Origin of the sequence: Escherichia sp. HH26CH (genome assembly GCF_009820205.1) — a bacterium.
In the GTDB taxonomy this organism is placed as follows: domain Bacteria; phylum Pseudomonadota; class Gammaproteobacteria; order Enterobacterales; family Enterobacteriaceae; genus Escherichia; species Escherichia coli_F.
The window spans coordinates 18,587-44,832 of record NZ_VNXM01000070.1 but is presented as its reverse complement, the minus strand read 5'-3'; the positions used below and the strand labels follow the sequence as shown (position 1 = coordinate 44,832).

23 protein-coding genes and 8 pseudogenes are annotated in these 26,246 nt (G+C 45.4%); 17 read left to right on the top strand and 14 right to left on the bottom strand.

The window, feature by feature from the left end; translation table 11 throughout:
• Positions 1-160: 160 nt before the first annotated feature.
• Both FQ015_RS23210 and FQ015_RS24450 read left to right on the top strand, forming a co-directional pair.
• Positions 161-712: a hypothetical protein gene (locus FQ015_RS23210; protein WP_000789840.1), complete on the top strand. Its 552-nt coding sequence runs from the start codon at positions 161-163 to the stop codon at positions 710-712.
• 768 nt (positions 713-1,480) lie between these two features.
• Positions 1,481-1,837 (top strand): annotated as a pseudogene (locus tag FQ015_RS24450) (IS481 family transposase); the annotation flags it as partial.
• Between the two features lie 398 nt (positions 1,838-2,235).
• Here FQ015_RS24450 and FQ015_RS24815 read toward each other — a convergent pair.
• The 3 genes and pseudogenes from FQ015_RS24815 to FQ015_RS23195 all read right to left on the bottom strand — a co-directional run bounded on the left by FQ015_RS24815 (position 2,236) and on the right by FQ015_RS23195 (position 7,967).
• A complete protein-coding gene (locus FQ015_RS24815; RefSeq protein WP_354125705.1) occupies positions 2,236-2,445 on the bottom strand; it encodes a hypothetical protein in 210 nt (69 codons plus the stop codon).
• Positions 2,412-3,110 (bottom strand): annotated as a pseudogene (locus FQ015_RS24810) (IS3 family transposase). The gene FQ015_RS24815 and the pseudogene FQ015_RS24810 overlap by 34 nt, the downstream one beginning before the upstream one ends.
• A gap of 975 nt (positions 3,111-4,085) precedes the next feature.
• Positions 4,086-7,967 (bottom strand): S6 family peptidase, encoded by a 3,882-nt coding sequence (locus tag FQ015_RS23195; protein WP_001034077.1) that lies wholly within the window; start codon positions 7,965-7,967, stop codon positions 4,086-4,088.
• A 988-nt stretch (positions 7,968-8,955) separates the two neighbouring features.
• Between FQ015_RS23195 and FQ015_RS24445 the strand changes: the two genes are divergently transcribed.
• Positions 8,956-9,105, top strand: coding sequence for a hypothetical protein (locus FQ015_RS24445; protein WP_064717472.1), 150 nt, complete (start codon positions 8,956-8,958; stop codon positions 9,103-9,105).
• 120 nt (positions 9,106-9,225) lie between these two features.
• Positions 9,226-9,966, top strand: coding sequence for a tyrosine-type recombinase/integrase (locus FQ015_RS23185; protein WP_001066927.1), 741 nt, complete (start codon positions 9,226-9,228; stop codon positions 9,964-9,966).
• A gap of 284 nt (positions 9,967-10,250) precedes the next feature.
• Here the strand turns inward: FQ015_RS23185 and FQ015_RS23180 are convergent, their stop codons facing one another.
• The 5 genes and pseudogenes from FQ015_RS23180 to FQ015_RS23160 form a co-directional block, all read right to left on the bottom strand.
• On the bottom strand, positions 10,251-11,228 hold the full coding sequence (locus tag FQ015_RS23180; RefSeq protein WP_001470054.1) for a RepB family plasmid replication initiator protein: 978 nt from the start codon (positions 11,226-11,228) through the stop codon (positions 10,251-10,253).
• Between the two features lie 643 nt (positions 11,229-11,871).
• A pseudogene (locus tag FQ015_RS23175) lies at positions 11,872-12,283 on the bottom strand (DDE-type integrase/transposase/recombinase); the annotation flags it as partial.
• Between the two features lies 1 nt (position 12,284).
• Entirely contained in the window at positions 12,285-12,572 is a 288-nt protein-coding gene (locus tag FQ015_RS23170; protein ID WP_001270421.1) for a type II toxin-antitoxin system RelE family toxin, read from the bottom strand.
• A complete protein-coding gene (locus FQ015_RS23165) occupies positions 12,569-12,820 on the bottom strand; it encodes a type II toxin-antitoxin system Phd/YefM family antitoxin (protein ID WP_001132895.1) in 252 nt (83 codons plus the stop codon). The genes FQ015_RS23170 and FQ015_RS23165 overlap by 4 nt, the downstream gene beginning before the upstream one ends.
• Positions 12,821-12,994: 174 nt before the next feature.
• Positions 12,995-13,207, bottom strand: a complete 213-nt coding sequence (locus FQ015_RS23160) for a hypothetical protein (protein ID WP_000402944.1) — start codon at positions 13,205-13,207, stop codon at positions 12,995-12,997.
• Positions 13,208-13,580: 373 nt separating this feature from the next.
• Between FQ015_RS23160 and FQ015_RS23155 the strand changes: the two genes are divergently transcribed.
• Both FQ015_RS23155 and FQ015_RS23150 read left to right on the top strand, forming a co-directional pair.
• The gene (locus FQ015_RS23155; protein ID WP_000817642.1) at positions 13,581-14,786 is read left to right on the top strand and encodes an AAA family ATPase; all 1,206 of its coding nucleotides are present in this window, start codon (positions 13,581-13,583) and stop codon (positions 14,784-14,786) included.
• A complete protein-coding gene (locus tag FQ015_RS23150) occupies positions 14,783-15,745 on the top strand; it encodes a ParB family protein (protein WP_000756325.1) in 963 nt (320 codons plus the stop codon). The genes FQ015_RS23155 and FQ015_RS23150 overlap by 4 nt, the downstream gene beginning before the upstream one ends.
• 140 nt (positions 15,746-15,885) lie before the next feature.
• On the opposite strand, the pseudogene FQ015_RS23145 reads toward FQ015_RS23150, so the two are convergent.
• Positions 15,886-16,059: pseudogene (locus FQ015_RS23145) on the bottom strand (DUF4113 domain-containing protein); the annotation flags it as partial.
• 306 nt (positions 16,060-16,365) lie between these two features.
• On the opposite strand from FQ015_RS23145, the pseudogene FQ015_RS24440 reads away from it, so the two are divergent.
• From FQ015_RS24440 to FQ015_RS23125, 3 genes and pseudogenes are all read left to right on the top strand, one after another.
• Positions 16,366-16,647: pseudogene (locus FQ015_RS24440) on the top strand (antirestriction protein); the annotation flags it as partial.
• A gap of 42 nt (positions 16,648-16,689) precedes the next feature.
• The gene (locus FQ015_RS23130) at positions 16,690-17,154 is read left to right on the top strand and encodes a DUF1380 family protein (protein ID WP_050554502.1); all 465 of its coding nucleotides are present in this window, start codon (positions 16,690-16,692) and stop codon (positions 17,152-17,154) included.
• Entirely contained in the window at positions 17,151-17,342 is a 192-nt protein-coding gene (locus FQ015_RS23125) for a hypothetical protein (protein WP_001027496.1), read from the top strand. Before FQ015_RS23130 ends, FQ015_RS23125 begins: the two co-directional genes overlap by 4 nt.
• Positions 17,343-17,603: 261 nt before the next feature.
• On the opposite strand, the pseudogene FQ015_RS24805 reads toward FQ015_RS23125, so the two are convergent.
• Positions 17,604-17,865 (bottom strand): annotated as a pseudogene (locus FQ015_RS24805) (hypothetical protein); the annotation flags it as partial.
• Positions 17,866-18,376: 511 nt separating this feature from the next.
• On the opposite strand from FQ015_RS24805, the gene FQ015_RS23115 reads away from it, so the two are divergent.
• Genes FQ015_RS23115 through FQ015_RS23105 form a run of 3 tightly spaced genes read left to right on the top strand, consistent with a single transcriptional unit; the run spans position 18,377 to position 20,631 of the window.
• Positions 18,377-18,607: a hypothetical protein gene (locus tag FQ015_RS23115; protein WP_032200972.1), complete on the top strand. Its 231-nt coding sequence runs from the start codon at positions 18,377-18,379 to the stop codon at positions 18,605-18,607.
• 51 nt (positions 18,608-18,658) lie between these two features.
• On the top strand, positions 18,659-20,020 hold the full coding sequence (locus FQ015_RS23110; protein ID WP_160524552.1) for a DUF3560 domain-containing protein: 1,362 nt from the start codon (positions 18,659-18,661) through the stop codon (positions 20,018-20,020).
• A 47-nt stretch (positions 20,021-20,067) separates the two neighbouring features.
• Positions 20,068-20,631 (top strand): methyltransferase, encoded by a 564-nt coding sequence (locus tag FQ015_RS23105; RefSeq protein ID WP_104730534.1) that lies wholly within the window; start codon positions 20,068-20,070, stop codon positions 20,629-20,631.
• 75 nt (positions 20,632-20,706) lie between these two features.
• Here the strand turns inward: FQ015_RS23105 and istB are convergent, their stop codons facing one another.
• Together istB and istA are read right to left on the bottom strand one after the other, a co-directional pair.
• Entirely contained in the window at positions 20,707-21,489 is a 783-nt protein-coding gene (gene istB / locus FQ015_RS23100; RefSeq protein ID WP_001300609.1) for an IS21-like element IS100kyp family helper ATPase IstB, read from the bottom strand.
• Positions 21,486-22,508: an IS21-like element IS100 family transposase gene (istA, locus tag FQ015_RS23095; RefSeq protein ID WP_000255944.1), complete on the bottom strand. Its 1,023-nt coding sequence runs from the start codon at positions 22,506-22,508 to the stop codon at positions 21,486-21,488. The genes istB and istA overlap by 4 nt, the downstream gene beginning before the upstream one ends.
• 58 nt (positions 22,509-22,566) lie before the next feature.
• On the opposite strand from istA, the gene FQ015_RS24025 reads away from it, so the two are divergent.
• The gene (locus FQ015_RS24025; RefSeq protein ID WP_237427090.1) at positions 22,567-22,755 is read left to right on the top strand and encodes a hypothetical protein; all 189 of its coding nucleotides are present in this window, start codon (positions 22,567-22,569) and stop codon (positions 22,753-22,755) included.
• Here FQ015_RS24025 and FQ015_RS24020 read toward each other — a convergent pair.
• A pseudogene (locus tag FQ015_RS24020) lies at positions 22,679-23,101 on the bottom strand (hypothetical protein); the annotation flags it as partial. The gene FQ015_RS24025 and the pseudogene FQ015_RS24020 sit on opposite strands and share 77 nt — an antisense overlap.
• Positions 23,102-23,170: 69 nt before the next feature.
• On the opposite strand from FQ015_RS24020, the gene FQ015_RS24015 reads away from it, so the two are divergent.
• The 3 genes and pseudogenes from FQ015_RS24015 (at position 23,171) to FQ015_RS23080 (ending at position 24,628) form a co-directional block, all read left to right on the top strand.
• Positions 23,171-23,377 carry a hypothetical protein gene (locus FQ015_RS24015; protein ID WP_053287522.1) on the top strand — a complete coding sequence of 69 codons (207 nt, stop codon included), beginning with the start codon at positions 23,171-23,173 and terminating at the stop codon, positions 23,375-23,377.
• 24 nt (positions 23,378-23,401) lie between these two features.
• The gene (locus FQ015_RS23085) at positions 23,402-23,689 is read left to right on the top strand and encodes a hypothetical protein (RefSeq protein ID WP_104730532.1); all 288 of its coding nucleotides are present in this window, start codon (positions 23,402-23,404) and stop codon (positions 23,687-23,689) included.
• Positions 23,690-23,807: 118 nt separating this feature from the next.
• Positions 23,808-24,628 (top strand): annotated as a pseudogene (locus FQ015_RS23080) (DUF932 domain-containing protein).
• 295 nt (positions 24,629-24,923) lie between these two features.
• On the opposite strand, the gene FQ015_RS23075 reads toward FQ015_RS23080, so the two are convergent.
• Positions 24,924-25,571 carry a transglycosylase SLT domain-containing protein gene (locus FQ015_RS23075; RefSeq protein WP_000601037.1) on the bottom strand — a complete coding sequence of 216 codons (648 nt, stop codon included), beginning with the start codon at positions 25,569-25,571 and terminating at the stop codon, positions 24,924-24,926.
• A gap of 275 nt (positions 25,572-25,846) precedes the next feature.
• On the opposite strand from FQ015_RS23075, the gene traM reads away from it, so the two are divergent.
• On the top strand, positions 25,847-26,230 hold the full coding sequence (traM, locus tag FQ015_RS23070) for a conjugal transfer relaxosome DNA-binding protein TraM (RefSeq protein ID WP_001151520.1): 384 nt from the start codon (positions 25,847-25,849) through the stop codon (positions 26,228-26,230).
• Positions 26,231-26,246: the final 16 nt, after the last annotated feature.

The window sequence follows — 26,246 nt, the reverse complement described above, 5'->3', positions numbered from 1 at the left end:
TTTGTGGGTGATTAAAATTATATTTCTTTAGAACGGTTAAGAGATGGGTTTCTGTATGCCTGCATTGTCTTTATGCTGCATGGTTATAAATTCCGTTTTTTATAGAAGTATTAAATAATTAAAATCTTAATTTATTATCTGCTATTATTTGTACTGCTGTATGAAAAATATATTATTATTTGGAACGTGTGAATATGAGTTAATTGGTCTCTATCACGTTTTAAAAGAAGGTGGATATAATGTAGTAAATGCTACCATAGATAATTATCAGGAAGATGTTTACGATCTTCTTATTGTGGCTTTGAGTTCTGTGCCTGTAATTGGATGGGGGAAGTATTTTGGCCTGCTGCACACTTTTTCCTGTAATTTTAGAGGAAGAATCATCCTTCTTGTGCCAGAAAAAATTGGCTCTCTTAGTATATTTCCTGGTATAGATAAGATAACCACAGGAAAAATCAGTAAAAATAAAATATTGTCAATAGTAAATGATGTTATTTATAAAAAGAACAATAACCATATGATAGATAAATACAATCTTCTTTCATCATTAGAATTAAAATATTTGCGGTTTTTGAGTGGGAGAGGATTATTATATAATAATGCATATTATTATTGCCGTTCAAGAATAGTGCAAAAAATAGGAGTAAATAATATGCATGTGGTAAATTTAATTGGCGCAAAGAACATTTTAAATTACTTTGCAAGAATTTAGCATGTTACTATGGATTAAGTAATTATTTTTTACTAGGGACTAGGTGTGTATAATAACTCTTTTGAGATAAAAAGTGGGAGTGATAATGCTATTTTTTTGTGTTTTGGCAATTGTATTGTGGATAGTTATGTTATATTTTTTTTTGCGAGCTATATTTTTTGATTTAAATGAATTGAAAAGAATGAATGAAATCTTGCTGATGGGCAAAAAAAACACGAATAACAACTTCATTTTTTTTGATTTATTTAAAGGAGTGGATGCATTAGATGTAATCTTTATATTTATTGCAATTACAATATCTTTTTTTATTATATTGTTATTATTGTTGTTAACCATTAACTCTTAACAAAAGAATTCTAGTTCTATTATTGCGAAAAAATCGAGCTGTCTTGATTTTAAATGTATGTTTTTCTTTTGTGTTAGAATGAAATATGTAATAACAAAATACATTCCAACATAAATATTGTCCACTGGATATTATAACTATTGGAGGGTAATGTGACTAAGTTATTATTTCTCAGAATATTATCGCCCATTTATTATATCAATTTTTATGACAATCGCTGGCTTTGGCATCGCTCATTATTTTCAGCCCTTATCCAGGGTACTGTAAAATACCGTCCTTCAGGGCTGTACAGTCCGGAGACATAGTGAACACTTGTTTGGTGACATGGTAGACACTTATAACTAAGATATAAGATCCCGTTTATAGAGCTTTTTATGCACTGAGAAGCGAGAGATACTATGTCACTATGTTCTTAGTTTGTTCTGTTCGCCTCAAAAAGAGGGGGAGCGAACATCCGTTCCTTTTGACATCACTATGGCATTTCTCCTGCCGCAGCCTACAGGTGGCTTAAATGCTGGCTGGAGGATAGTGGACATATCATGCCCGCCTTTACTGATGGCTCGCAATGGCCCTCTGCCAGGCTTGGTTGCGGCAGCCCAAGCGATGACCGGTTCGAACATGAAGCGCCGAACCTGCTCTGGCAGATGGATTTTTAGAAGCACTTTCCCTTTGGCGGTGAACGCTTAACGCGGCGGGATGACCATTCTCGTTTTGATCTGTGTCTGGCTCATTGCTCTAATGAACAATGGATGACCGTGCAGCAACATCTGATCAGCGTATTAATCTACATAACTCTTTCATGCAACAACATATGATCCCGTTTTCCGTTGACAATCAGCGTGGTTCTGTTTCTTAAATGTCATTCTGACAAGCCAGTCCGCTTTTATTCTAGGTGTCTGTTCTGCACATTCAAAAAAATCATAAAAATCTCCTTCACGATCAGAAATGGATAAGACATGAGTATCAGGACGGTAATGGGCCAGTTCTGTTGCCTTATTATATCCCCCCAACGCCTGGTTTCTTTTTCACTGATATGTTTTTTATGAAGTAAATCATTGCAGACATCTTGTCGGGTATTTTTACTAATTTGTTAATTTATCCCTGAGCCACTGATAGTCATCATAAACCCCAAGGCAAACACCTCACTAATGATAGGCTGAGGATGAATAAGTCATCTTTATGTTTTCTGTGGCCAATGCCCTGTTTTTCTTTTTGAGAAATAATCATTAAGTTCAGTTGTATCCTGTGAAACTATTTTAAACAGTTGAGCTCTTTCAATTATGTTTTCTTTGTGAGGAGCCATGTTTTTATCAGTAGAGACTTTATCGTTTGAAAAACAACAACAAGCTGCCTTTATTTCACTCCATGTATGGCAGGAAACTGGAATACTTTCTTCTGGTGAACGATTGAGGCTACTGAGGATATGTTTACCTTTTTATCAAGTCTTGAATCCCCATATCTAGATTTTGTTTTCGCGCAGGCATTATCGTAGCAGCATCCCTTTGCGCTCATACTGCTACGCAGATTATGCCGCTTCAGTAGCGCCTGATAATCTGCTGAACAGTACTGGCTTCCGCGGTCCGTGTGAACGATAAAGTTCAGGGGGCTCTTACGCCGCCACAGCGCCATCAGCAGGGCATCACAGGCCAGTTATGCATGGCGACATTGACCAGCCAATAACGTACGTGACCACAGGTCAATGGCCACTGCCAGATACAGCCAGCCTTCATCCGTACGTAAGTACGTGATGTCTCCTGCCCACTTCTGGTTCGGACCACTGGCGTAAAAATCCTGCTCCAGCAGATTTTCTGGCACAGGCTGGCTGCGTGCGAGGTAAGTGACCAGGCCGAACTTCCGGGAGGCTTTTGCCCTCTGTCCCTGACGGCGCAGGCTTGCCGTCACGGCTTTTACGTTAAAATGGTAACCCCGAGCACACAGTTCATCAGTCAGGCGTGGTGCACCGTAACGCTGTTTTGACCGGGTAAAAGCAGTGAGGACAACGCTGTCGGAGTGCTGACGAGGGGTTATCCTTGTCCTCCGCTGACACCACATATACCAGCCGCTGCGGGCCACCCGGAGCACGCGGCACATTTCCTTGATGCTGAATCATTCAATAAAGACATACTTCATTTCAGGCGCTTTGCGAAGTATGTTGCGGCCTTTTGGGGAATGGCCTGCTCTTCATCCCGTTCTGCCAGCTGGCGTTTGAGACGTGCAATCTCGGTAGACATCTCCAGTTCACGTTCAGAAGACGTCTACTGATTTTCTGTTTACTGCACCAGTTGTAGAGCTATGATTCATACAGGCTGAGTTCACGGGCTGCAGCAGCAACACCGATGCGTTCCGCAAGCTTCAGAGTTTCACTGCGAAATTCAGGCGAATGCTGGTTACGGGTTTTTTACTGGTTGATACTGTTTTTGTCATGTGAGTCATCTCTGGCTGAGAGTTTACTCACTTAGCTGCATGTCCATTATTGCTGGGTAAGCTCATAAGTCTATCACTATGGATAAAGAATGTTAAAAAGTGGTCACCATGTCCCCAAAACTTGTCTACTATGTTTCTTGATCGTATAAGGGCGGGGATATAAAGTGTGGTTTTCCACCTAACCCGGGGCTATTGTTTAATATATTATAGAATAATGGTACTGCTGCACCACTACAACTACTGGCAAAGTAGCTTAAAACGCCTTTGTGGTAATCCCCCTCTGAGACTGTTCAGCATACTGGAGATTACCTCCTCCCGGGAGGATGAGGAATCTCCAGAAAATTAGAAGTATTTAACGGGGGGGGGTTATTCATAAATTGAGATAAAAAACATCAGCATTTGGAGATGGGAATATCATTTATGACCTTCTCACTTACAATTTATGAGTTAACAGAAACAACTTTCTCGTAAAATACTCATTCTAATTAACTGAAACCACAAATAATTTTTTTTTGGATCCCTCAACCATAAAGGTTCATAGTAAAAGGCCACCTCCAGAAGAGGTGGCTTTATATTTTGTTTTCTATTATTAACAGTATAATATTAGAAAGAGTATCTTATATTAGCATTGACAAGATGATTGATGTTATAATCACCAAATGAAGAACGTTCAATGTCAACACCAATCCTGGTGTTCTTGTTTATATTACCATTAATCCCCACTGAATATACCATTCTTGCATCTTTCTTTCCTTTTATATTATATGTACCAACATCATCCTTTAGCGTGATGTCAGGTGTCTTGGTAATATCAAACTCATAATATACTCCAGCATGCGTTGTAATATTAGATGTGTCCAATGAGAATATATTTCCTGTCGACACGCCTAATTTTCCAATAACAGGAACATTTGAGTCTGTCATCATAGCCAAGTTAATACCATTATTATTCCACGCGTAATCATTTTTAGATATGTAACCGCTTATGAATTCTGCTTTTGGCTCAATAAATGAATTGTCTGAGATAGAATGGCGATATCCAAATTCAAAACTAGTCAAAAAAGAGTAATTTTTAGATTTTTTATTTCCAAATCTAAGTAAGTGTAGATTGTAATCTTGCTCAGAATATAACACTTTTGAAATAAAGTCAGCATATAATCCACAATCATAAATTATGGATGAATAATAACCAAGACCATAAGTGTTAGCTGTGCCATTATAAAAATCAGAACTGCCATTACTATGTGTATATGTGGCTGTTAAGCCAGTAAATACATCAAAATCTTGTTTTTCACTTTTTTTATCATATCCAATCTGAACATGGTTAAATGTATCATTGTAACCATTTTCAGAAGCCCCTTTACCATTTACAATCCTGGCCCAGACTCCTGTATCATAGTTAAGATTACGTAATTCACCCATTCTTTTATTCAGGTTATTAGACTCAATCAAAAAGCGGTCAACTCCATTTTTCATGAAATCTGTAGCTTGTTTGGTTATTTTCTTATTTTCTTTTTTCTCATAACCAGTTAAAATCCATTTCTTTTTCTGTTCACTGTTAACAGATTTTATTATTGGCATTATTTCACTAAACCCTCTTTCGGATGGCCCTGGTTTAAATATATCTAACTTAGTGTTTAGCGGAGCTTCAATCAGAGGTAGATTTAGCTTTTCCTGTGAGGATGGTAATTTTAGAAAATTTACATACAAAGTATTACTTTTTCCTTTGGCTTTACCAGTTACTATTAATTTATCAGATTCTTTTCCGTTTGTGCGAAATGTAAAAGATGAATTGGTTGCAGAAAGAGAATTCATCTTTAAGTCAGTCATTATTGCCTGAGATGGGGTAACTCCGGCCAGACTCCATGGACTGCTGGTAGTTTTATTGGCATGATATCCAACAGAAGTATTGCTGATTATTAAAGAATCAACTTCTGAATCCCCGGAAAGTGACCATTTTGTTGCATACATATCTACCCTTGAGCTAGGAGCCATCATCTTACCACTATAGAAGACTTGATTCCCTGAAAGTTGTTCCCCCAGTGTTTGCTTCGAATAATTTAAATCACCAAATGTTAATGTGGTGTTGTCAGAGGAGATTATATCCCCATACAAATGCGATAATGGTGAAACCGTTAATATACTTTTATCACCATTAAGTATCCAACCCAATTTACTATTGTACATTTGTTCAGTTTTTCTGTCAGCATTTAAAACAAGCGTGGAATCATCTATATCTATTTTTTCGTTTGATTTGAGATCTCCCGTTAATTGCACACGTGAATTATTCTTTAGATTGAGGAGTGAGTTTTCTAACATTACGTCGTTTAAGATAACATTTCTGGAATCAATTTTAATATTGCTATCACTGGATGTTATGCTACCATTGAAGTTATTTTTTATTGATAATGATGAGTTTTTGGAAATAGATATTCTCCCAACAAATGTACTTTCATCTTCCTTTTTTACAGCATCAGACTTGCCTTCTGTGATCTTGAAATCAATACCATTACCATCGTTTTCATCGATGTATACTCTATTATCACCTAACGTAATATTAGAACCTGTTGCATTAATATTGGCTTGCAAATGGGCATTTCTGGAAACACTTAAATCAGAGTTGTTCAGGTTTAACTCATTAAACAAATAGTGTCTGTTCTCCCAATCATTTTGTGAAGATGAAGTTGGTTTATTAAGGGTGGAGTAATCCCCCAATGAATTAGTCTTATCTACAATTGACTGACTACTGAATGCATGTATAACTGGATGACCCTGTAATAGTAATCGTCCATTTTCGGTGGTGAAGCTACCTGTGATGTTAGCTGAACCATCCATGATTAATGTGTTGTAATTATTACCTTGTGTTTTATTAACGATATCTAAGTTTCCTATGAATCTCCCATGGTAAATATGATTTTTACTAGGTAAATCTAATGTTATTTCAGCTGTTTTATCTGATGAATTAGAAATTATAGCACCATGATCTGCAGCATTTAAAATATGAAAAGTTAAATTATTTCCATTAACATCAAGGACTCCCCCTCTATATCCCCATGTTATATTGTCTGGATTTATTTGTTTATCATTACTGAGCACGACGGTTGGTCGGCCGCTTGCGATATTTACTGAGCTAAAAGCCTGTACTCTACCGTAAGCATCTGGCTGTTGATTTAAAACTGTAACACCATTACCGACTTTTAATCCTCCCTCGTTAATGCCTGAAGCATTGACAATTAATGTTCCTTCCCCAATTTTATGTAAATTATCATTTTTCTGTCCATTAACTTTCCATGTGACAGTTGCATTTTTATGTATATCTAATCCACCACCAATCCATGTTGAATTGTTTGATGTGCCAACTGTGTAATCAGTTAGGAAAGTTAATGAACCTGCACCTTGATCAATGTCATTATCTAATAATATGTGTCCAGAGTTACCAGTAAATGTTATATTTTTACCATTATCTAAATTATCAGATAAACGTCCATGCATTTCATAAGTATGATTTCCTTGTTGGATTTTTCCAAGACCATTTTTCTTATCAAAACTCCAGTGAAAAACATCATTACTTTGGCTAACAATAATCCCATCACTTTCTGTTGATGCAATAGAATTTAATTGTTCCAATTGAATTGGAGTATAAAATGAATTATAGTCATTATATCCATAAAAAACCCCAAACAGTACCCATTTTTTATCGATATTATCATATGCGAATAATGGAGAACCACTATCTCCAGGTTGAGGATGATTAGGAAGAGGCCCCATATGATCTCCAAGATTTCCTGTTGGTGACATATACACCCCACCCCACCAGTTCTTATAAGTTATATCTCCAACGGTACCACCTGTTAATACGGCATACGGATTAGCTATTGTTTTATTGCTTTCTGTAATTATTTGTGAACCTGAACCAATTCTTATAAATTGTGTATATCTTTTCTCATCGAATTTATTACCGACATCAATCTTAGCTACCTCCATCGGTGCAACTTCTGTTACTAATTTATTTAGTCTTGGGGCATGAAAATCTACAGAAGGATTATTATTCCTGTTTACAATAGTGTATAAATTATCGCCGACCCCAAAACTAACGTTCGTGTACCCCCCGTTGTGTTTAACGCTTGCTATGTGTTGAGCATCTACAAGTGTTGCTATACCTAATGTAGAAATACTACTAAAATCAGGCACAGGGATTGTAAGAATATTTTTTATATTGCCATTTTTATCATATATAGGAATATTTTTATTACCAGGAGCAAACATTCCTTTATTTTCAGCAAAATCTCTGTATGTTTGAAAAGGTATATCATTGCTCAGAATTGCTGTATTTCCATAGGCTGAATATAGAATACAGAAACAGGCAAGGTATTGTGTCAATTTCTTGATACGATATCCTTTTTTACAAACATGTCTTGCTAGTTCGGAAACGACTTTCAGACTATGCGTTTTGTAACAATATTTGAGAGAATAAATTTTATTCATGATTAATGCTCGTCAATTTTATAATAAATATGCTTTTGAAAAGCGTGAATATATTCCTTAATTTGAAATATTAGTCAATATTGATTTTTTTGTCTTTATTGTCTTTTTTATCTTTTTTTTGTTATGCTTGGCATGAAAATTAACCGATCTCATAGCTTTGTGCGCCGAACCCGAGAATATTATTCCTTTGTTCACTCATCTGTTGCCTTGCCCAAGCGAATTGTTAAAAAGACGTTTAGGTTAAATTGAAAAGAAAAGGATATCCAAATTTATATATTGACTAGTGATTTGTGATTTAGAATAATATAAAATTGCACAGATTATGTATTCATGATCATCAGTGTTTAATGGCCGCATATCAGAAAACCATATTACCATGGTATTCCCAAGACTTCAGGGAAACCATCTTCAGATGTTAGTGAAACTCATTAACACACTCATATTATTGCTGATAAGATTCCTGATGTGATTATAAGAATTATCTGGTAACATCCTTATCCTGTAAGGCATTTTTCTAAAAACACATATTACAATGAGCTGTTTAGGGAACAAATTACATCTCTCTAAATACTTGGTTTGTTCTGTTTATCAAATAACAGAGTATACCAGAATTTGTTAAAGTTCATTATGGATTCGAATGCTAAGTAACTTACAAACTTCAATATTTCGCTTTGTGTAGTAAGAATCATATAATAGCTCCTTATTTACCAAGCATCTTGAGATGCTTAGTAACATTTGGTTTAATACATTCACTAAGTGACTTAGTATCCTAAATTTTTTAAAGTAATCAGTTAATCTTTCAATTATTTTGTCACAACCTAGCATTAGTTCAGGTATGTCGGTCAGCATTGACAAGGGAGTTAATGTAGTCATCAACCAATTGGGAATATTATGGATTGTGTAACCCACAGTTTTTATCTTCATCTATAGTGGTTTATTGCTGTCAATAGGTTCTTCCAGCCCCTTTTTTACCAGCTCTTCCTGACAGATTTCTCACAACCTTAGATTTTACCATTCCTGGCATTACCCCAATTCTCCCAAAAACGGTAAACCAGCTCTCAGCCCGCATCATTACTGGCTTAAGACGGGATCCCTGCGGCAAAATGCGCCTTTACGTATTTGGTTTTACCCGCAATAATGCATGATAATCAAACAAAAGGATCCGCGCGCTGCGATTTATTGTCGTGGAAGGATCCGGGCGTTCAGGTCAGAATACCTGTATCCATAAACAGTGCGTGTGCTACGTGAAAAATAACTCATGAACAATGTCATTCCCCTGCAGAATTCACCAGAACGCGTCTCCCTGTTACCCATTGCGCCGGGGGTGGATTTTGCAACAGCGCTCTCCCTGAGAAGAATGGCCACTTCCACGGGGGCCACACCGGCCTACCTGCTGGCCCCGGAAGTGAGTGCCCTTCTTTTCTATATGCCGGATCAGCGTCACCATATGCTGTTCGCCACCCTCTGGAATACCGGAATGCGTATTGGCGAAGCCCGGATGCTGACGCCGGAATCATTTGATCTGGATGGTATAAGACCGTTTGTGCGGATCCTGTCCGAAAAAGTGCGTGCGCGACGCGGGCGTCCGCCAAAAGATGAAGTCCGCCTGGTTCCGCTGACAGATATAAGCTATGTCAGGCAGATGGAAAGCTGGATGATCACCACCCGGCCCCGTCGTCGTGAACCGTTATGGGCCGTGACCGACGAAACTATGCGCAACTGGCTGAAGCAGGCTGTCAGACGGGCCGAAGCTGACGGGGTACGCTTTTCGATTCCGGTTACACCACACACCTTCCGGCACAGCTATATCATGCACATGCTTTATCACCGCCAGCCCCGGAAAGTAATTCAGGCACTGGCTGGTCACAGGGATCCACGTTCGATGGAGGTCTATACACGGGTGTTTGCGCTGGATATGGCTGCCACGCTGGCAGTGCCTTTCACAGGTGACGGGCGGGATGCTGCAGAGATCCTGCGTACACTGCCTCCCCTGAAGTGACGGCATACACGCTTCCTTATATAAGCAGTGGTAAGCAGAACAGACATAACATAAGCTGGAGCAGGTAGATAAGCTGTAGTGAGTAAGCCATGTTTTATGAAGTGAGCAATGCCTCTGCATCGGGTTACGGGGCGACTTATGTAAGGAACAGGCAGATGGCAGCTCAGCCAGAGACCGTACAGCAGGAAACTGAATATAAACTACAGTGAGCACATCACTCACTGCAGCTGTTAATATAAACTGTAGTCAGTAAAGAGTCTCTCTTATCTGACTACAGTTTATGTTCAGCGGGATTTGAAGAGGTTTTCCAGGTCATCCAGCGTGATGCCCAGTTTTTCAAGCAGGGCAAGCTTCTCCGCCATCTCCGGACTGACTTTTTCCGCAGGTGAAGGTGGCAACGGATTTTCCTTACTCTCATCGTTCGGCGCTTTTAACCGGGGACGCCGGTAGTGAATACAGAAGAGTTTTGTCCGTCCCCGCTGGATCTCCGTGTAATCAAGATATCCAATCTCGCGCAACTGCTCCATTGCCCGTCTGACCGTCTGGTTCTGGGAAAATACAGGAGACTTCAGATTGAGGCGGGCACGCAGGCGCGCCAGCGATATCGGTGCCGGATCCCGGGGCAGGCTCTCTATAAAGGTGTAAAGAGCCTGGGCGGACTCCCGCCGCTTCAGGGCATTGATGGCCTTGAGCTGCAGCAGCACTTTCCGGTCAAACTGGTACAGTTCAAAAAGGCGGGGATCAGCCTGTAACTGAACAATATCCCGTTCAGTATCGTAGTAGGCTGACTGTACCAGATGGGTGATGTATTCCCGGGTGTGCTTCTCATCGGTGCGGGAAAAGGAGATCACGGTACCGGCAATGCGTTTCAGGGAAGGGCTGATGCGCTCACGCAGCCTGCGTGATGACTGGCTTGAGGGTATACCACACAGTTTTGCAAACTCGACAAAAGGCAGTTCAACTTTGTCACCAGTCACGTTATGGCGGGCAAAGGAATGAATGATCCCCACCCAGGTCTTGAAATCGTTATCCATATCCAGCCGGGGGCCGGTGATCTCAACCTTATCGAATCCTTCTGCACGGGCCAGGGAAAGACGCGTCAGTTCTTCCGTGGCATCGGTGCGTGACAGTGTATTTTTTTTACTGTTCTTCAGTGACTTAAGGGTCGGTACAAAGACGCCCAGACGCATCAGCGCCACAGGTTGTACGGTGTTGTTATTGTTTGGTGTCAGTGTCACCAGCTCACCGGACGACTTATCCACCTCGCCGAACAGTTTTTTGATGTCTGAATTTTCGTTTTCCAGAAAGCCTCCTGCCTGTGGACAGTAAAAGAATAAACAGAAAATCGTGTGTCAGAACCCCGTCAACTGACTGAAGAAAAACCTGCAGTCTGTATTTAACAACTGAGTCTGGCGTACTGACCATAGTTTATGTCATTAACTTACTTCAGTATATGCATTACTGAATACAGCTTATCATGAACCTGTTACAGTTTATCCATAACATGCCACAGCTTATGTGAACGTGGTCCCGGCCCATGAGTGACAAGGTTTGCAGCGATATGGGGATCTTTAATGGATCCTTTGTTGATCATTCATGGATCTGTTTACTGGATCGGGCCTCTGGATATGTGGATAAATCATTCCAGAAAAACAACATACATTACCGATTATGAAGGCTTCAGGGCGTACCTGCTCACTGTAACTACAGATATATTGCGCTTCCTCGCCAGTTCGCGGGCTTCGCCCGGTCACCGGTCTGCGGCGAGCACCGACAACATACAGACAGAAGTCGCCTGATATACCGATAATGTATATATACCCCTCCTATACTGCGTACTCTCTGAGGATGTGCAATGTGATTTATGCAGTGGCGTTCGTCAGGAATGTGTAGTGGATCATAAAATCAGGACACCGGAACAACCTGTTTCCATTTTTCTTCATGCGGCAAGGCGATAAACCACCATTGTTTGTATGAGGTCGATAAACGTTGTAATAAGCATTTATCCACTGATTTATTCGCGTACTGCATGGCAATCACCATAACCACCTTTCGGAAGCCATTCACTTTTAAGGCTGCGAAAGACTCTTTCCATCGGCGAATTATCCAGAAAATTCCCTCTGCAACTCATACTTTGCATTACCCCATAACGCCAGAGTAACTTTCTGTATTTATTGCTTTTATACTGAACACCTTGATCTGAATGAAACAGCAGGCGACCATCACGCGGTCGTGTTTCCAGTGCATTACGCAAAGCCCTACACTCCAACTCAGCATCAGCGGTTAATGAGAGGGCTGAACCGATAATCCGCCGTGAATTATCTCATTCTTTCACTGGCAAGATTATAAACGTCACTGCGCTCACGTTTACCCACAGCTACAACAGCGATAATTAATTGTTCGTCAATCACCTGATAGACCAGGCGAAAACCTGACGCACGTAATTTTATTTTGTAGCAGTCCTTTATCCCGCGCAGTTTTGCGGAAGGAATATGCGGATTGTCACAGCACTTTTTTAGCTTTTTCGCAAACTGTTGCTGAATAGTCTTGTCCAGTTTTTGCCACTCTTTCAGCGCATCTTCCCTGAATTTTACCTGATACCTCATAGGTATTTATCCAGGTCCACATCATGCAGCGGTTGGTTGCTGCGTTCGGCTACCAGTTTAACCAGCTCCTGATCGTCCAGGGCATCGAGCATCTTTTCGTACAGCTCTGCGGGTACACAGTAGAAAGCAGGCTGATTACGGTTCAGGATAGCGACCGGGAAACCATCACCGGCGCTGACTGTCGCCATCGGATTTTTCTTCAGCTCGCTGACACTGGCGCTTGTATCACTGAGAATAATGTTAGGCATAGGCCACCTTTCAAGACTATTTAACCAGTCTCAAAGATACTCCTTATATGACCTGTTAACAAGTCTTTTTGTTGTTTTTTTATACAGATGGACAGAATCACCTGAATGTCCAGGTAGTGCGGGAATTAAACAAGGGGCGTAAAAAAGGCCGCTTGCGCAGCCTGATGATGGCATTCAGCGCTGATAGAGCCGAACCCACTCGATGATCTCGTTAAGCTGGTCGTTATCCAGTTCCGCGCAGTTCGCAAAAATTGCTTCCGCCACGCGCCCCTGATGCTTTTCAGTCGTGGAACCGATACCCGCCACGCCGCCCATACCTTGTTGTCCGTTGTCAGTAAGGACTTGCCGCCCCGTTGATGTGACAAACTGTTGAGCCTTGATTTCCATCATATTATCCCTGTTTGAGCACTTTGCCGTGGCATCACTATACCAGGGGAGATCTCGCGCTGCCAGCAGAACTGGACGGAATAACCTGAACGTCCATTCTGGCATGGCATCAATGAATGTCCGTTCTGTGCCAGAGGTGGGTGTCACCTACCCGTATCCTAATATAACACTCTGACGCGCCCAACGGTCTTGTCTAACCCCTCGCCTGCTCAGAGACAATGTCTAACTATGCGGTTTGATGTGAATGGTGACTTGCAACGTACGATAATTTGATGGCAATGCAAAATATATTGTACGTCTTTCATGTTTGTGTACAATGTGATTGAACTTTGTACGCAATATATGGGCAGGGAATCTATCTCAGAGGAAAACTATGAAACGAGATTACGGTAGTGTCGGTACCATAGCGCTCAGAGCAAGTGCTCTACTTCAGGCCATGAGTCGGGATATTGAGGAGCAAAGAAAAGAATTCAATCTGACAGAGTATCATCAAACATATACTCGTAATGCGGTCGCAAAATTGCCGAAGCTGAGCCGACGCATCGTCGAACTGGCCGTTAAAGAAATGGAAGAAAGTGGCTATGAATTTAATAAAAAGCGGGTAGGCAACGTCGAGCAATATGCATTAACAATTCAGAACGTTATTGATATTTACGCTCACCGACAGATACCAAAATATCGCGATGTTCATAAAGAACCTTACGTAATTTTTGTCGTCAACTTGAAAGGTGGGGTTTCAAAAACCGTCAGTACAGTAACGCTGGCGCATGCACTACGAGTACATCCGGATTTGCTGCGTCATGACCTTCGTATCCTTGTGATCGACCTTGACCCGCAGGCGTCCAGCACTATGTTTTTGGACCATACCCATAGTATTGGTACAGTCCTTGAAACTGCCGCCCAGGCAATGCTAAATAATCTCGATGCTGAAACACTGCGAGAAGCGGTTATCCGACCCACTATGATTCCTGGCGTTGATGTCATCCCTGCTTCTATTGATGACGGCTTCGTAGCAAGCCAATGGGAGTCTTTGGTTGCTGAACACCTTCCTGGTTTTAAGCCTTCTGAAGTACTCAGGAAAACCATCATTGACCGTATCGCTGATGATTATGATTTTGTCTTTATTGATACTGGCCCTCATCTTGATCCATTTCTTCTCAATGGCCTGGCGGCGAGTGATTTACTTCTCACCCCTACTCCCCCGGCGCAAGTTGATTTCCATTCAACTCTCAAATATTTGACTCGTTTACCTGAAATGCTAGAACGTTTGGAAGAAGAAGGCGTTGAGCCCCGCCTCAGTGCGAGCATAGGGTTTATGTCCAAAATGACCAGTAAGCGCGATCACGAAACTTCCCATAGCCTGGCTCGTGAAGTGTATGCGAGTAATATTCTTGACTCATCGCTTCCGAGACTGGACGGGTTCGAACGATGTGGTGAATCTTTTGACACTATCATCAGTGCTAACCCTGTTTCGTATCCAGGAAGTGCAGAGGCATTGAAAAAAGCTCGTACCGAAGCGGAACGATTTACTAAAGCCGTTTTTGACCGCATTGAATACATTCGGGGAGCATCTAAATGAAAAAGGTTTTAGCTCGAGGGCGAGTTCTCGGCAATAGCAATTCAGAGTTCGCTCGCATGCTTGAAGGTGACGGAGAGATCAAAACGTTTACTCTTAAGTCTGGGAAACAAGCAAAATTCATTAAAACGGTTGTATTAAGCGGAGATATAGAATCTAAAACGTTCGTTGATGCATCTGTTAATGGACGCGATCAGACTATGCTTTCGCGTGAGTCAGTTAGTGACATAACTCGCACGATTAAACTTCAGCAATTTTTTCCGGCTATTGGTCGGGAAGTAGATGGACGAATTGAAGTATTAGACGGTACGCGTCGTCGCGCTGCCTGTATCTATAACAACGTAAAATTCGAAATACTGGTTACAAAAGACAGTATTGATATTGCCGACGCGAGACAACTTGCAAAAGATATACAGACAGCCAGAGAGCATAGCCTCCGAGAACTAGGAAAACGCCTTGAAGTTACTTATGGGGCAAGTATGACAAAAGAAGAGATCGCTCAGGCTGAAAGCATCTCTCCGGCAAAAGTAACACGCGCATTTCAGGCGGCATCAGTACCGGATGAAATGATCTCTGTATTTCCGGTAATCAATGATATTTCGTTGTCGGACTATCAATTTTTGTTGAAACTGTCTGAAAAGGCAACCAACAAAAAAATGTCAGTGGAAGAGTTTATGGATAGAGTTCGCCAAAAACTGATGGCTTTACCTGACTATCCAACAATTGAGAAAAGCAAAATCCTGGCGGTCTTCAGGTCTGAAGGAAAATTGCTTACAGACCGGCCTGTAAAAACAGTTGAAACTGAGAAGTTGAAAGAGTTTTCTGATCGTAACCAATTTGCCAGAAAGAAGACTGACCCCAGAAAGCGTCTTGTTGTTTATGAGTTCTCCCGCATATCTAATGAGGTGCAGTTAGAAATCGATGAGGCTATAAAAAACATTCTAAGAAAACTGCCTGAATAGGGTATGCCGGGTTAATATCAGGATGCCAAATGGCATCCTTTTTTTGCAATTTTCACCACGCTTTTTTCATGCTTATTTCACTGAATATAAAGTATTTTTTTTAATTCTTTCATAGTGAAATCACCATGAATTTCTTTTTTTCAAAGTCTGGCGACCGGTAGTTCGTTCCAGCGGGTAGTGTATGCCGGTGACAACATCTCACGCTTTATCTGCCTTTCTGGCGCAATGCCTCGGCCTGCAAACCACACTTTCCCCAGACCGGAATGGTTAATGCTGTCCACGACTTTCAACGGCTGGTTACTGTTGCTCCGGGGAGCAGTCACTTATGTGGCCGCCGTGTCGTGTGCGGGCTGTGCCGTGCCTCCATCTTAGCCGGGCTGGCGGGGATGCAAGGGTACGCTTCGCCGCTGCGGTCACCCGGTCCCTCCTTCCCGTCTGCCGTGATTTTCCGGTCGTTCACCCGCTCAGATTTCGCGGTCTCACCCTCCAACTCCTGTCAGCCGTGTGCGTCAGGCTGCGATTTCCCTTGCGCCCTGTGCATCCCCGCCTTATCGCCCGGCTTTTATGGAGGCACGGCACCGCCCGGTGTCGCGGAATATGTGAACAACGGAGGAAATCCCATGCAGTATGCAAAATCTGTCATTCTGAACGTTGAAGAAATCGACTGTCTGTCTTTTCTGCCTTACCTGTTTGGCAACGATTTTCTGTATGCCGAGGCATCTGTGTACGCGCTGGCGAAAAAAATGATGCCGGAATATGAAGGCGGATTCTGGCACTTCATCCGCCTGCCGGACGGTGGCGGTTACATGATGCCGGATGGCGACCGTTTTCATCTGGTCAACGGTGAAAACTGGTTTGACCGTACGGTCAGCGCCGATGCCGCAGGCATCATTGTGACTGCTCCCCGCCCGCACTGGGCGAGGGTTCTCGGCGGTTTTTTGCTGATTAACGGACGGGGCGGCAATGCCGTCCCTGTAAAGGCGACGAGAACATGTACTGTTAAAGAAATTATCCGCGAAGTGCTGGATACAGACGTGCCGGACAGTGAATGTGTTTTTGCCGTGGTGCTGACCCGTGGGGATGTGCGCCATATGGCTCAGGACTGGAGCCTGTCAGACGATGAGCTGGAAACCGTCATGCAGCGGCTGGACGATGCCTTTGAATATGGTGCGGATGTCAGCGTTGTTCACGGCGTTGTTCGTGAACTGATGGAAGAAAAGCGCGCCAGCAGTCAGGTGACAGTCCCGGCGGTGATGCTGGAAAAAGTGATGGCGCTGGCAGGCAGTGAAATGAAGCGCCTGTATGCCGTCGGGAGTGAGAACGGAGGCGACGGTGACGCATTCGTCAGGGAAGAACGCGAAGCAATGGACGTTGTGTTACAGGCGCTGGACGGGGAGCACATGTCATGAATATCAGCACAGAAACCCGCGAAATTCTGCGCAATTACAAAGCTGTGATTAATGCACGACGTCGTGAGATGGGGCAGAAACCGCTCACCACAGCGCAGATTGTTGATGAAATCTGCGATTTTGTGGCGAATCAGCAGGCGGTTTTCCTGGGCGGTCAGTACATCCTTCAGGGCAGCAGACACAGGTGATACAGGACAGGCGGTGGAGGCCGCCTGTCAGCCCGCGCGCCCCCCTGGCAGGCTGACGCCTGCCGGAAGGGAAGCGGGCCACGCTGACGCGTCGCCCGTTACCCTTCCCGTTTGTGATGTGTCCGGAATATTTTTTTTCTGATGTTATTTTTCTGTGGTTACCGTGCTTGTTATTGTTCTTCTTCCTCTTCTTCCTCTTCTTCCTCTTCTTCCTCTTCTTCCTCTTCTTCCTCTTCTTCCTCTTCTTCCTCTTCTTCTTTCCGTTCCTCTCCTGTTTATGGCTTTCCCGGGCGTCCCCCTGGCGGGGCGGGCTGTCGTGAACGGAGCCAGCGGAGCTGCCTCCGCCCTGGCGGGCTTCCATCCCTGACGCAAAACCCCGGGTTTGCAGCGACCAGAACGGTCGCGCCACCCTTGTCGCGCCGTGGCCTGCGCTCCTGGCATCCCGGCAAAAAGACGCCGGGATGTAAGGCGCAACGCCGTTTCGCGCACGCGCTCTCCGTCGTTGCGGCGGTTCCCTGCTCATTGCCTGCCGGGTGCCACACACCCGTATGAGTCCCTGTCGCCGGGGGCTGATACAGTCACAACCTGCCGCACCTGTCCAGGGTAAATGAACAGCCCACAAAATTTTTTACCCAAAACCCGGTAAAAAATTTTGCGTTCTGCCCCGGACAGGTGCGTCAGGCCGTGGCAGTGATGCCCCTTGCGGCGAAGGTTCTCAAACGGGTGACGTTCATACCACAGGGAATACAGCAGCAGGTTCCCGCGAAACGTCAAAACCGCGGCTCCCGAAACTCAACGGGTGATGTTCTTTAAAAATCAGGATTTATTTCAGGCTCCGGCAATACGCATTTATTTGTTCTGTCAGTCATCCGGCTGGCAGGTAATGAGAACGCAGGAACAGAAGGAGGAAAACACCGGAAAGCGTCAGATGCAGATATGAAAAAAGCAGGTCAGGGACCTGCTTAATCCACACCGCAGAGACTGCACGAACAGTCTTTACGGTTTCATTAATTAACGTCATAAGAGGCTAAATTATGACAGTAAGTATTGTTTCACCTTCCGCAGCGGCTGTAAAGCCCTGCCGTCATCCCCGTTTCAGACGCGAAGACATCCCCGCGCCGGAAATTGACCCCGTGCTGAAAGCCTTCGGGCGACACATTGCCCGGAGTTTTCACCGGGGGCGTGGTGTACACATCCCCGCCATGAAAAACACGGCCTTCGGGCAGGTGCTCCGCACACTCGAACTGAAACGCGCTTTTAACTGATGAGGTGAGCCGCCCCGTGAGGGGCGGCAACAGACGGAAGGAGAACATTTTATGACATTAGCAGCAATCACCATGACCGCCCCGGAAGCCGCCAGCCCTGTGCAGATGTACCGCGCGACCTACTCACCGGATGACAACAAACTGCGCCTGTATGCCGCGTCACGTCTTGACCCGGAGACGTATAAAAAAGTACATGATGCCGGTTTTCGCTGGGCACCGAAACAGGCGCTGTTTGTGGCGCCGGCCTGGACGCCGGACCGGGAAGACGTGCTCCTCTCACTTGCCGGAGAGATTGAGGATGAAGACAGCACGCTCGCTGAGCGTCAGGAAGCTCGGGCGGAGCGGTTTACCGGATACAGCGGAAAGCGGGCCAGTGAATCCGCACAGGCACTTGATGAAGTGGAAAGACTGGCCGCGATGATCCCGCCCGGTCAGCCCATTCTTGTGGGGCATCACAGCGAACGCCGCGCCCGTCGTGATGCGCAGCGTATTGAAAACGGCATGAAACGTGCTGTGATGCTCTTTGAACGTGCGGAATACTGGGAAGAGCGGGCGCGGTCGGCACTGCTTCACGCGAAGTATAAAGAACGTCCGGATGTTCGCTGGCGTCGTATCAAAAAAATCGAAGCTGATTTGCGCAAGGCTGAAAAGACCATCGCACAGTCGCAGAAATATCTGACGATGTGGCGGGCTGAATCGCTGGATCTGAATATGGCAAAACTTATCAGCAGTTATGACCGAATCAGTGCCTGTTTCCCTCTGGATACGTATCCGCGCCAGGCAGAAAAAAGCCAGTATGAAGGGAGTCGGTCGTTATGGTCAGCCCTGGATGATGACATCATCACCACGGAGCAGGCCCGCGAAATTGCGATCCGCTGTCATGAACGGCAGATTCAGCGTCAACAACGCTGGGTTAACCACTATCAGAACCGCCTGATCTATGAGCGTGCCATGCTGGTCGAAAGCGGCGGCGTGGTTACCCGGACACAGGATTTTGAGCCGGGCGGACAGGTTTTCAGCCGGGGCGAGTGGCTGACCATTATCCGCGTGAACAAAAGCAACGGGGCGGTGAGTTCAGTCACAACGCCAAATTACAGTTTCCTCGGGTACAGCGGCACGATGAAAGTGACGCCCGATCGCATCACGGACTACAAAGCACCATCGGCAGAAGAGGCTGCCGTCGCCAGTCAGGCCGCGAAGCGTCCGCCGGTAGTCAACTATCCGGGGGAAGGTTTCCGGGAAATGACAAAGGCACAGTGGGCCGCCCTGCCCCGGGACTGTAAGGCCGTGCGCAGTGTGGCAGAAGCAGAAGACCACGGGGCATACCGCTACCGCCGCACAATGGACAATAATTTCCGCCTGGTGAATGTGTATATCACCGACATGAAAATCACGGAAATCCCACAGAAATAAGGTATATCCCCCGGGGAAAATCCCCGGGGGATGACGGAGATAATGACATGCACAGTCAGTTAAAAGAACGTATCAGGCTGACGCGCGGAAGGCTGGATAACGCTGCGCCGGTTGCTGAAATCTGGGCTGAATCTCAGCTCTTTGTGACACCTGCCCCGGTCTGTGATCGCCTGGTGACGCTGGCGGAGATCAGCAACCATGATCACATTCTGGAGCCCTCTGCCGGCACCGGAGCCATACTGCGGGCGATTCGGGATATCGCGCCGGGGGCCATGTGTGATGCGGTGGAGATTAACAGCGGGCTGGTCCGGTATCTGCGGGATAATTTTAACGGTGTCAGGGTACAGTGCGGTGACTTCATGGAATGGCAGCCGGTGCAGTATTACAGCCGGATCATTATGAATCCGCCGTTCAGTCACGGGCAGGATATCCGACATATCCTGCGGGCCTTTTCCCTGTTGCGTCCGGGTGGGGTGCTGGTTGCCGTCTGTCTCAACGGGCCACGCCAGCAGGAGAAGCTGTTACCGTTTTCTGACGTCCGCGAGGAGCTGCCGCGCGGCACGTTTGCTTATACCGATGTCCCGACGATGATTATTCGTCTGCGTGCTTGAAGACGCCGGTGTCAACAACGGATGAAAAGTGATCCACTTATATCTCCACCAACGGCCCAATATTGATCCACCGTTTTACTCAGGATTAGCTTCTGCTATAACCCCGGCCTTTCGTTTCTGTCTGAGTCGATAGCTTTCTCCTTTGATTTGAACGACATGTGAGTGGTGTAAGATACGGTCCAGCATCGCTGAGGTCAGTGCTGCATCACCGGCGAACGTTTGATCCCACTGCCCGAACGGCAGATTGGATGTCAGGATCATTGCGCTCTTTTCGTAACGTTTAGCGATGACCTGGAAGAACAGCTTTGCTTCTTCCTGACTGAACGGCAGATAGCCTATTTCATCAATGATGAGCAGGCGGGGGGCCATTACTCCACGCTGAAGCGTCGTTTTATAACGGCCCTGACGTTGTGCCGTAGATAACTGAAGTAACAGATCTGCTGCTGTTGTGAAGCGAACTTTGATACCTGCACGGACTGCTTCATAGCCCATCGCTATTGCCAGATGGGTTTTCCCCACACCTGATGGCCCCAGTAATACGATATTTTCATTACGTTCTATGAAGCTGAGTGAGCGTAACGACTGGAGTTGCTTCTGCGGTGCTCCGGTGGCGAATGTGAAGTCATACTCTTCGAACGTTTTCACCGCCGGGAAGGCTGCCATTCGGGTATACATCGCCTGTTTACGTTGATGACGTGCCAGTTTTTCTTCATGAAGCAGATGCTCCAGGAAGTCCATATAACTCCATTCCTGGTCTACTGCCTGTTGTGACAGCGCAGGCGCTGCGCTTATAAGGCTTTCCAGTTGCAACTGCCCGGCGAGCACCATCAGTCGTTGATGTTGCAGTTCCATCATCACGCCACTCCTCTGCAGAATGAGTCGTAGATGGAGAGTGGATGATGCAGGGGGTGTTTGTCGAAGTTCACCAGATTTTCATCAAGATGCACGTCATACTCTTTTTTCTCCGGAGGCAGTGCCAGCATGGACTGCTGCTCTTCGAGCCAGCGATCGCAGGGACGTGCCTGGATTGTTTCATGCTTTCGTTGGTTAGCGACATCGTGCAGCCAGCGCAGACCGTGGCGGTTGGCTGTTTCAACATCGACAGTGATCCCCATCGGGCGCAGGCGAGTCATTAGTGGGATGTAAAAACTGTTACGGGTGTACTGCACCATCCGTTCCACCTTACCTTTAGTCTGTGCCCTGAAGGGGCGACACAGTCGGGGAGAGAAGCCCATCTCCTTGCCGAACTGCCACAGCGAAGGATGGAACCGGTGCTGACCGGTCTGATATGCGTCACGTTGCAGAACCACAGTTTTCATATTGTCATACAACACTTCGCGCGGCACACCACCAAAGAAGCGGAACGCATTACGATGGCAGGTCTCCAGCGTGTCATAACGCATATTGTCAGTGAATTCGATGTACAGCATTCGGCTGTATCCGAGAACAGCAACGAACACGTGAAGCGGTGAGCGACCATTACGCATAGTGCCCCAGTCAACCTGCATCTGTCGTCCGGGTTCAGTTTCGAACCGAACGGCAGGCTCCTGCTCCTGAGGAACCGAGAGAGAACGAATGAATGCCCTGAGAATGGTCATTCCGCCACGATATCCCTGGTCTCTGATCTCGCGAGCGATTACCGTTGCCGGGATTTTGTAAGGATGAGCATCGGCGATGCGTTGACGAATATAATCCCGGTATTCATCCAGGAGTGAAGCAACAGCAGGTCGCGGCGTATATTTTGGCGGCTCAGATTTTGCCTGCAAATAACGTTTAACGGTATTGCGGGAGATCCCCAGTTCTCTGGCAATCGCCCGGCTACTCATTCCCTGCTTGTGCAGGATTTTAATTTCCATAACTGTCTCAAAAGTGACCATAAGCTCTCCTGAATCAGGAGAGCAGATTACCCCCTGGATCTGATTTCAGGCGTTGGGTGTGGATCACTATTGCACCGTTCGTGACAGCCGGGCAGGCGGGAGGATAAATGCCCGTCTGCCCGCGCCGGGAAAAGACCGCGCGCCGGTGGCGCTGAAAGGGGCCGCGCTGACGCGCCGCCCCTTACATTACGCGGACATTCTGCTGTGGGCTTCTGTCTTTTCAGATCTGTCATTTGTCTGTTACTGATGATGTTCCTGCTACTGCTACTGCTACTGTTTTTCTTTTTTCTGCTGCTCTGATTACTGTCTGTCTTGTTCTTCTTCTGCCTGTGCCTTTTCCGGGCGTCCCCCTGGCGGGGCGGGCTGTCGTGAACGGAGCCAGCGAAGCTGTCTCCGCCCTGGTGGGCTTCCATCCCTGACGCGAAACCCTGGCTTGCAGCGACCGTTCCGGTCGCACCGCCTCTGTCGCGCCGTGGCCTGCGCGCCTTACATCCCGGCAAAAGGCCGCCGGGATGTAAGGCGCAACGGCGTTTCGCAAACCGCGCTTCACGTCGTTGCGGCGGGTGCCTGCCCGTTGTTGTGTCCGGTGCCATTCACCTGTTTAAGCCCCTGTCGCCGGGGGCAAAGACAGCCACAACCGTCTCCGCCAGTCCAGGGGTGAAATGCACATCCCACAAAACTTTTTGCCCAAAAGCAGGCAAAAACTTTTGCGGTCTGCCCCCGGACAGTCGTTTTCGGCCGTGGCAGTGATGCCCCTTGCGGCGAAGGTTCTCAAAAAGGTGATGGTGAATACCGGAGGGAACAAAAGGCAGGTCCCCGCAAAACGTCAAAACCGCGGCTCCCGAAACTCAACCGATGATGGGGGCTGAACACCAGAGAGAGGAGAAAGCAGGATGAGTACCCGAAATATCCACGTTAACACCGCGTCGTACACGCTTCTTGTTGCCGGGAAGAAAAAAAACACCGGGGAAGAGTGGGACGTCCTGGAATTCAGCAGCCTGACTGAGCTGAAAAAATATCACAAAAGCCACCCGGAAAAGATGGCCTTCAGCTATAGCTACGCGCTCAGCCGGGGTGTGGATACGCAGTTCCGCCATATCAACATTGCGGAAGCCGATCACTTCAAACAGTTCCTGCGTCAGATTAAGCGTGCCGGCCTCGATATCCGGGCGATCTGCTGACCGGATGTGATGAATATCCCTCCTGATTGTTGCAATCTTGTTAATGGAGATCGGGAGGGATGATATTAAGCGGAAAAATTTTTTATTAAATTTATTCTTTCATAAAGGAGTAGCTGTTATGCGATTAGCTTTCCGTTTTGGTCGGTATAATTCCATCCGCCGTGAACGTCCTTTAACGGATGATGAATTAATGCAGTTCGTGCCTTCGGTATTTTCCGGTGATAAACATGAGTCCCGGAGTGAACGTTATACGTATATTCCAACAATCAATATCATCAATAAGTTACGTGATGAAGGTTTCCAGCCATTCTTTGCCTGTCAGAGTCGGGTTCGTGATTTGGGACGTCGCGAATACAGTAAACATATGTTACGTCTTCGCAGGGAAGGGCATATTAACGGGAAAGAAGTTCCTGAAATTATCCTGCTTAATTCACATGATAGTTCATCCAGTTATCAGATGATCCCCGGAATTTTTCGTTTTGTCTGCACAAATGGCCTGGTGTGCGGAAATAATTTTGGCGAAATCCGCGTTCCACATAAAGGTGATATTGTCGGGCAGGTTATCGAGGGAGCGTATGAAGTACTCGGTGTCTTTGATAAGGTCGCTGATAATATGGAGGCGATGAAAGAAATTCATCTTAACAGTGACGAGCAACATTTATTTGGCAGAGCTGCACTGATGGTCAGGTATGAAGATGAAAATAAAACGCCAGTGACGCCTGAACAAATAATTACTCCCCGTCGTCGGGAGGATAAACAGAACGATCTCTGGACAACCTAGCAGCGGGTTCAGGAGAATATGATAAAAGGTGGATTATCGGGGCGAAGTACCTCCGGTAAAAATACCAGGACAAGAGCCATTACAGGTATTGATGGTGTATCCGAATCAACAAGGCATTATGGATGATTGCCGAACAGTTCAGAAAGTGGAAGTCGTGATAATATAAGTAAAGCCCCGAAAAATTTTCGGGGCTTTACTTATATTATCATTCTTCGGCATCGCTGTGTCGTCTGATATACCTCAATTTCATCAACTGGCTTTTCGGTTGTCTGTAAATATTGTGCCCGCGAAAAATAGTCTGGCAGAAGGCTGCGCAGTTACCGGGTATATATAAGATGGGTTCCCGCTTCGCGGGGCTTCGGCCAGTCAGTATTGTCACTCATATGATATTTTTGTGTGTGGCCTTCCATGCCGCTTTTGCGGCATAACCGGTATCTGACAATGTCTGTAAGATTAATTGTTCTGCACGCTGTTAATTTCCGGAAGTGATTTCTTCGTGGCCGGAAGCCGGATACCTTTACTGCTTTTTATCCCGGTATAAATCCGGTAAACATCTGATGCGTAGGCAAGACGTCTCTGGTTCTGGCGTTCGGTCTTCCTGAATCCGGCATTGTATGCACCAACGGCCTCCCAGGAGACGCCCCATTTTTTAAAGGCTATTGCCAGATAATAAGTGCCGGTATAAATGTTCATGCAGGGATCTGTTGTCAGATGTTCCGGCTTAATTCCGTAGCGGGCCAGTTCGTTAAAATGCTGGGAATCTACCTGCATCAGTCCGCTGCCATATCCCGTTACCGGATTAATACCGATGGCATTAACCCGGTAACGGGATTCTTTCCATGATATTGCTCTCAGTAAATCAGGATCTATTTTGTAATCCCGGCCAGCAAGATCAAAGCAATCAGTGGCCTGGCAGATCTCATTTATAAACATCAGGCAGATGGATAACATCCATTTTTTCATTTTTTCACCTCTGGTGACTTTATCCGTAAATAATTTAACCCACTCCACAAAAAGGCTCAACAGGTTGGTGGTTCTCACCACCAAAAGCACCACACCCCACGCAAAAACAAGTTTTTGCTGATTTATCTTTAATATCATTGAGTTGTATTTTTGGATTTATATTGTTTAAATCTGATTTATTTAAAGCAGCGTCGTTAACGCAGCTACAGCAACGCGCCGACACCGCTTTGTAGGGGTGGTACTGACTATTTTTATAAAAAACATTATTTTATATTAGGGGTGCTGCTAGCGGCGCGGTGTGTTTTTTTATAGGATACCGTCAGGGGCGCTGCTAGCGGTGCGTCCCTGTTTGCACTATGAATTCTAGTGTTTCGAAATTAACTTTGTTTTATGTTTAAAAAAGGTAATATCTAATGGCTAAGGTGAATCTGTATATCAGCAATGATGCTTATGAAAAAATAAAAGCGATTATTGAAAAACGTCGACAGGAGGGGGCGAGAGAAAAAGATGTCAGTTTTTCAGCAACGGCTTCAATGCTTCTTGAACTGGGTCTTCGTGTATATGAGGCTCAGATGGAGCGCAAAGAGTCTGCATTTAATCAGGCCGAGTTTAATAAACTACTTCTTGAATGCGTTGTAAAAACACAGTCATCAGTAGCGAAAATTTTGGGTATTGAGTCTCTCAGTCCTCATGTCTCAGGAAATCCAAAGTTTGAATATGCCAATATGGTTGAAGATATCAGAGAGAAGGTGTCGGTTGAGATGGAAAGGTTCTTTCCAAAAAATGATGATGAATAAAGGGAAATAAATTTTG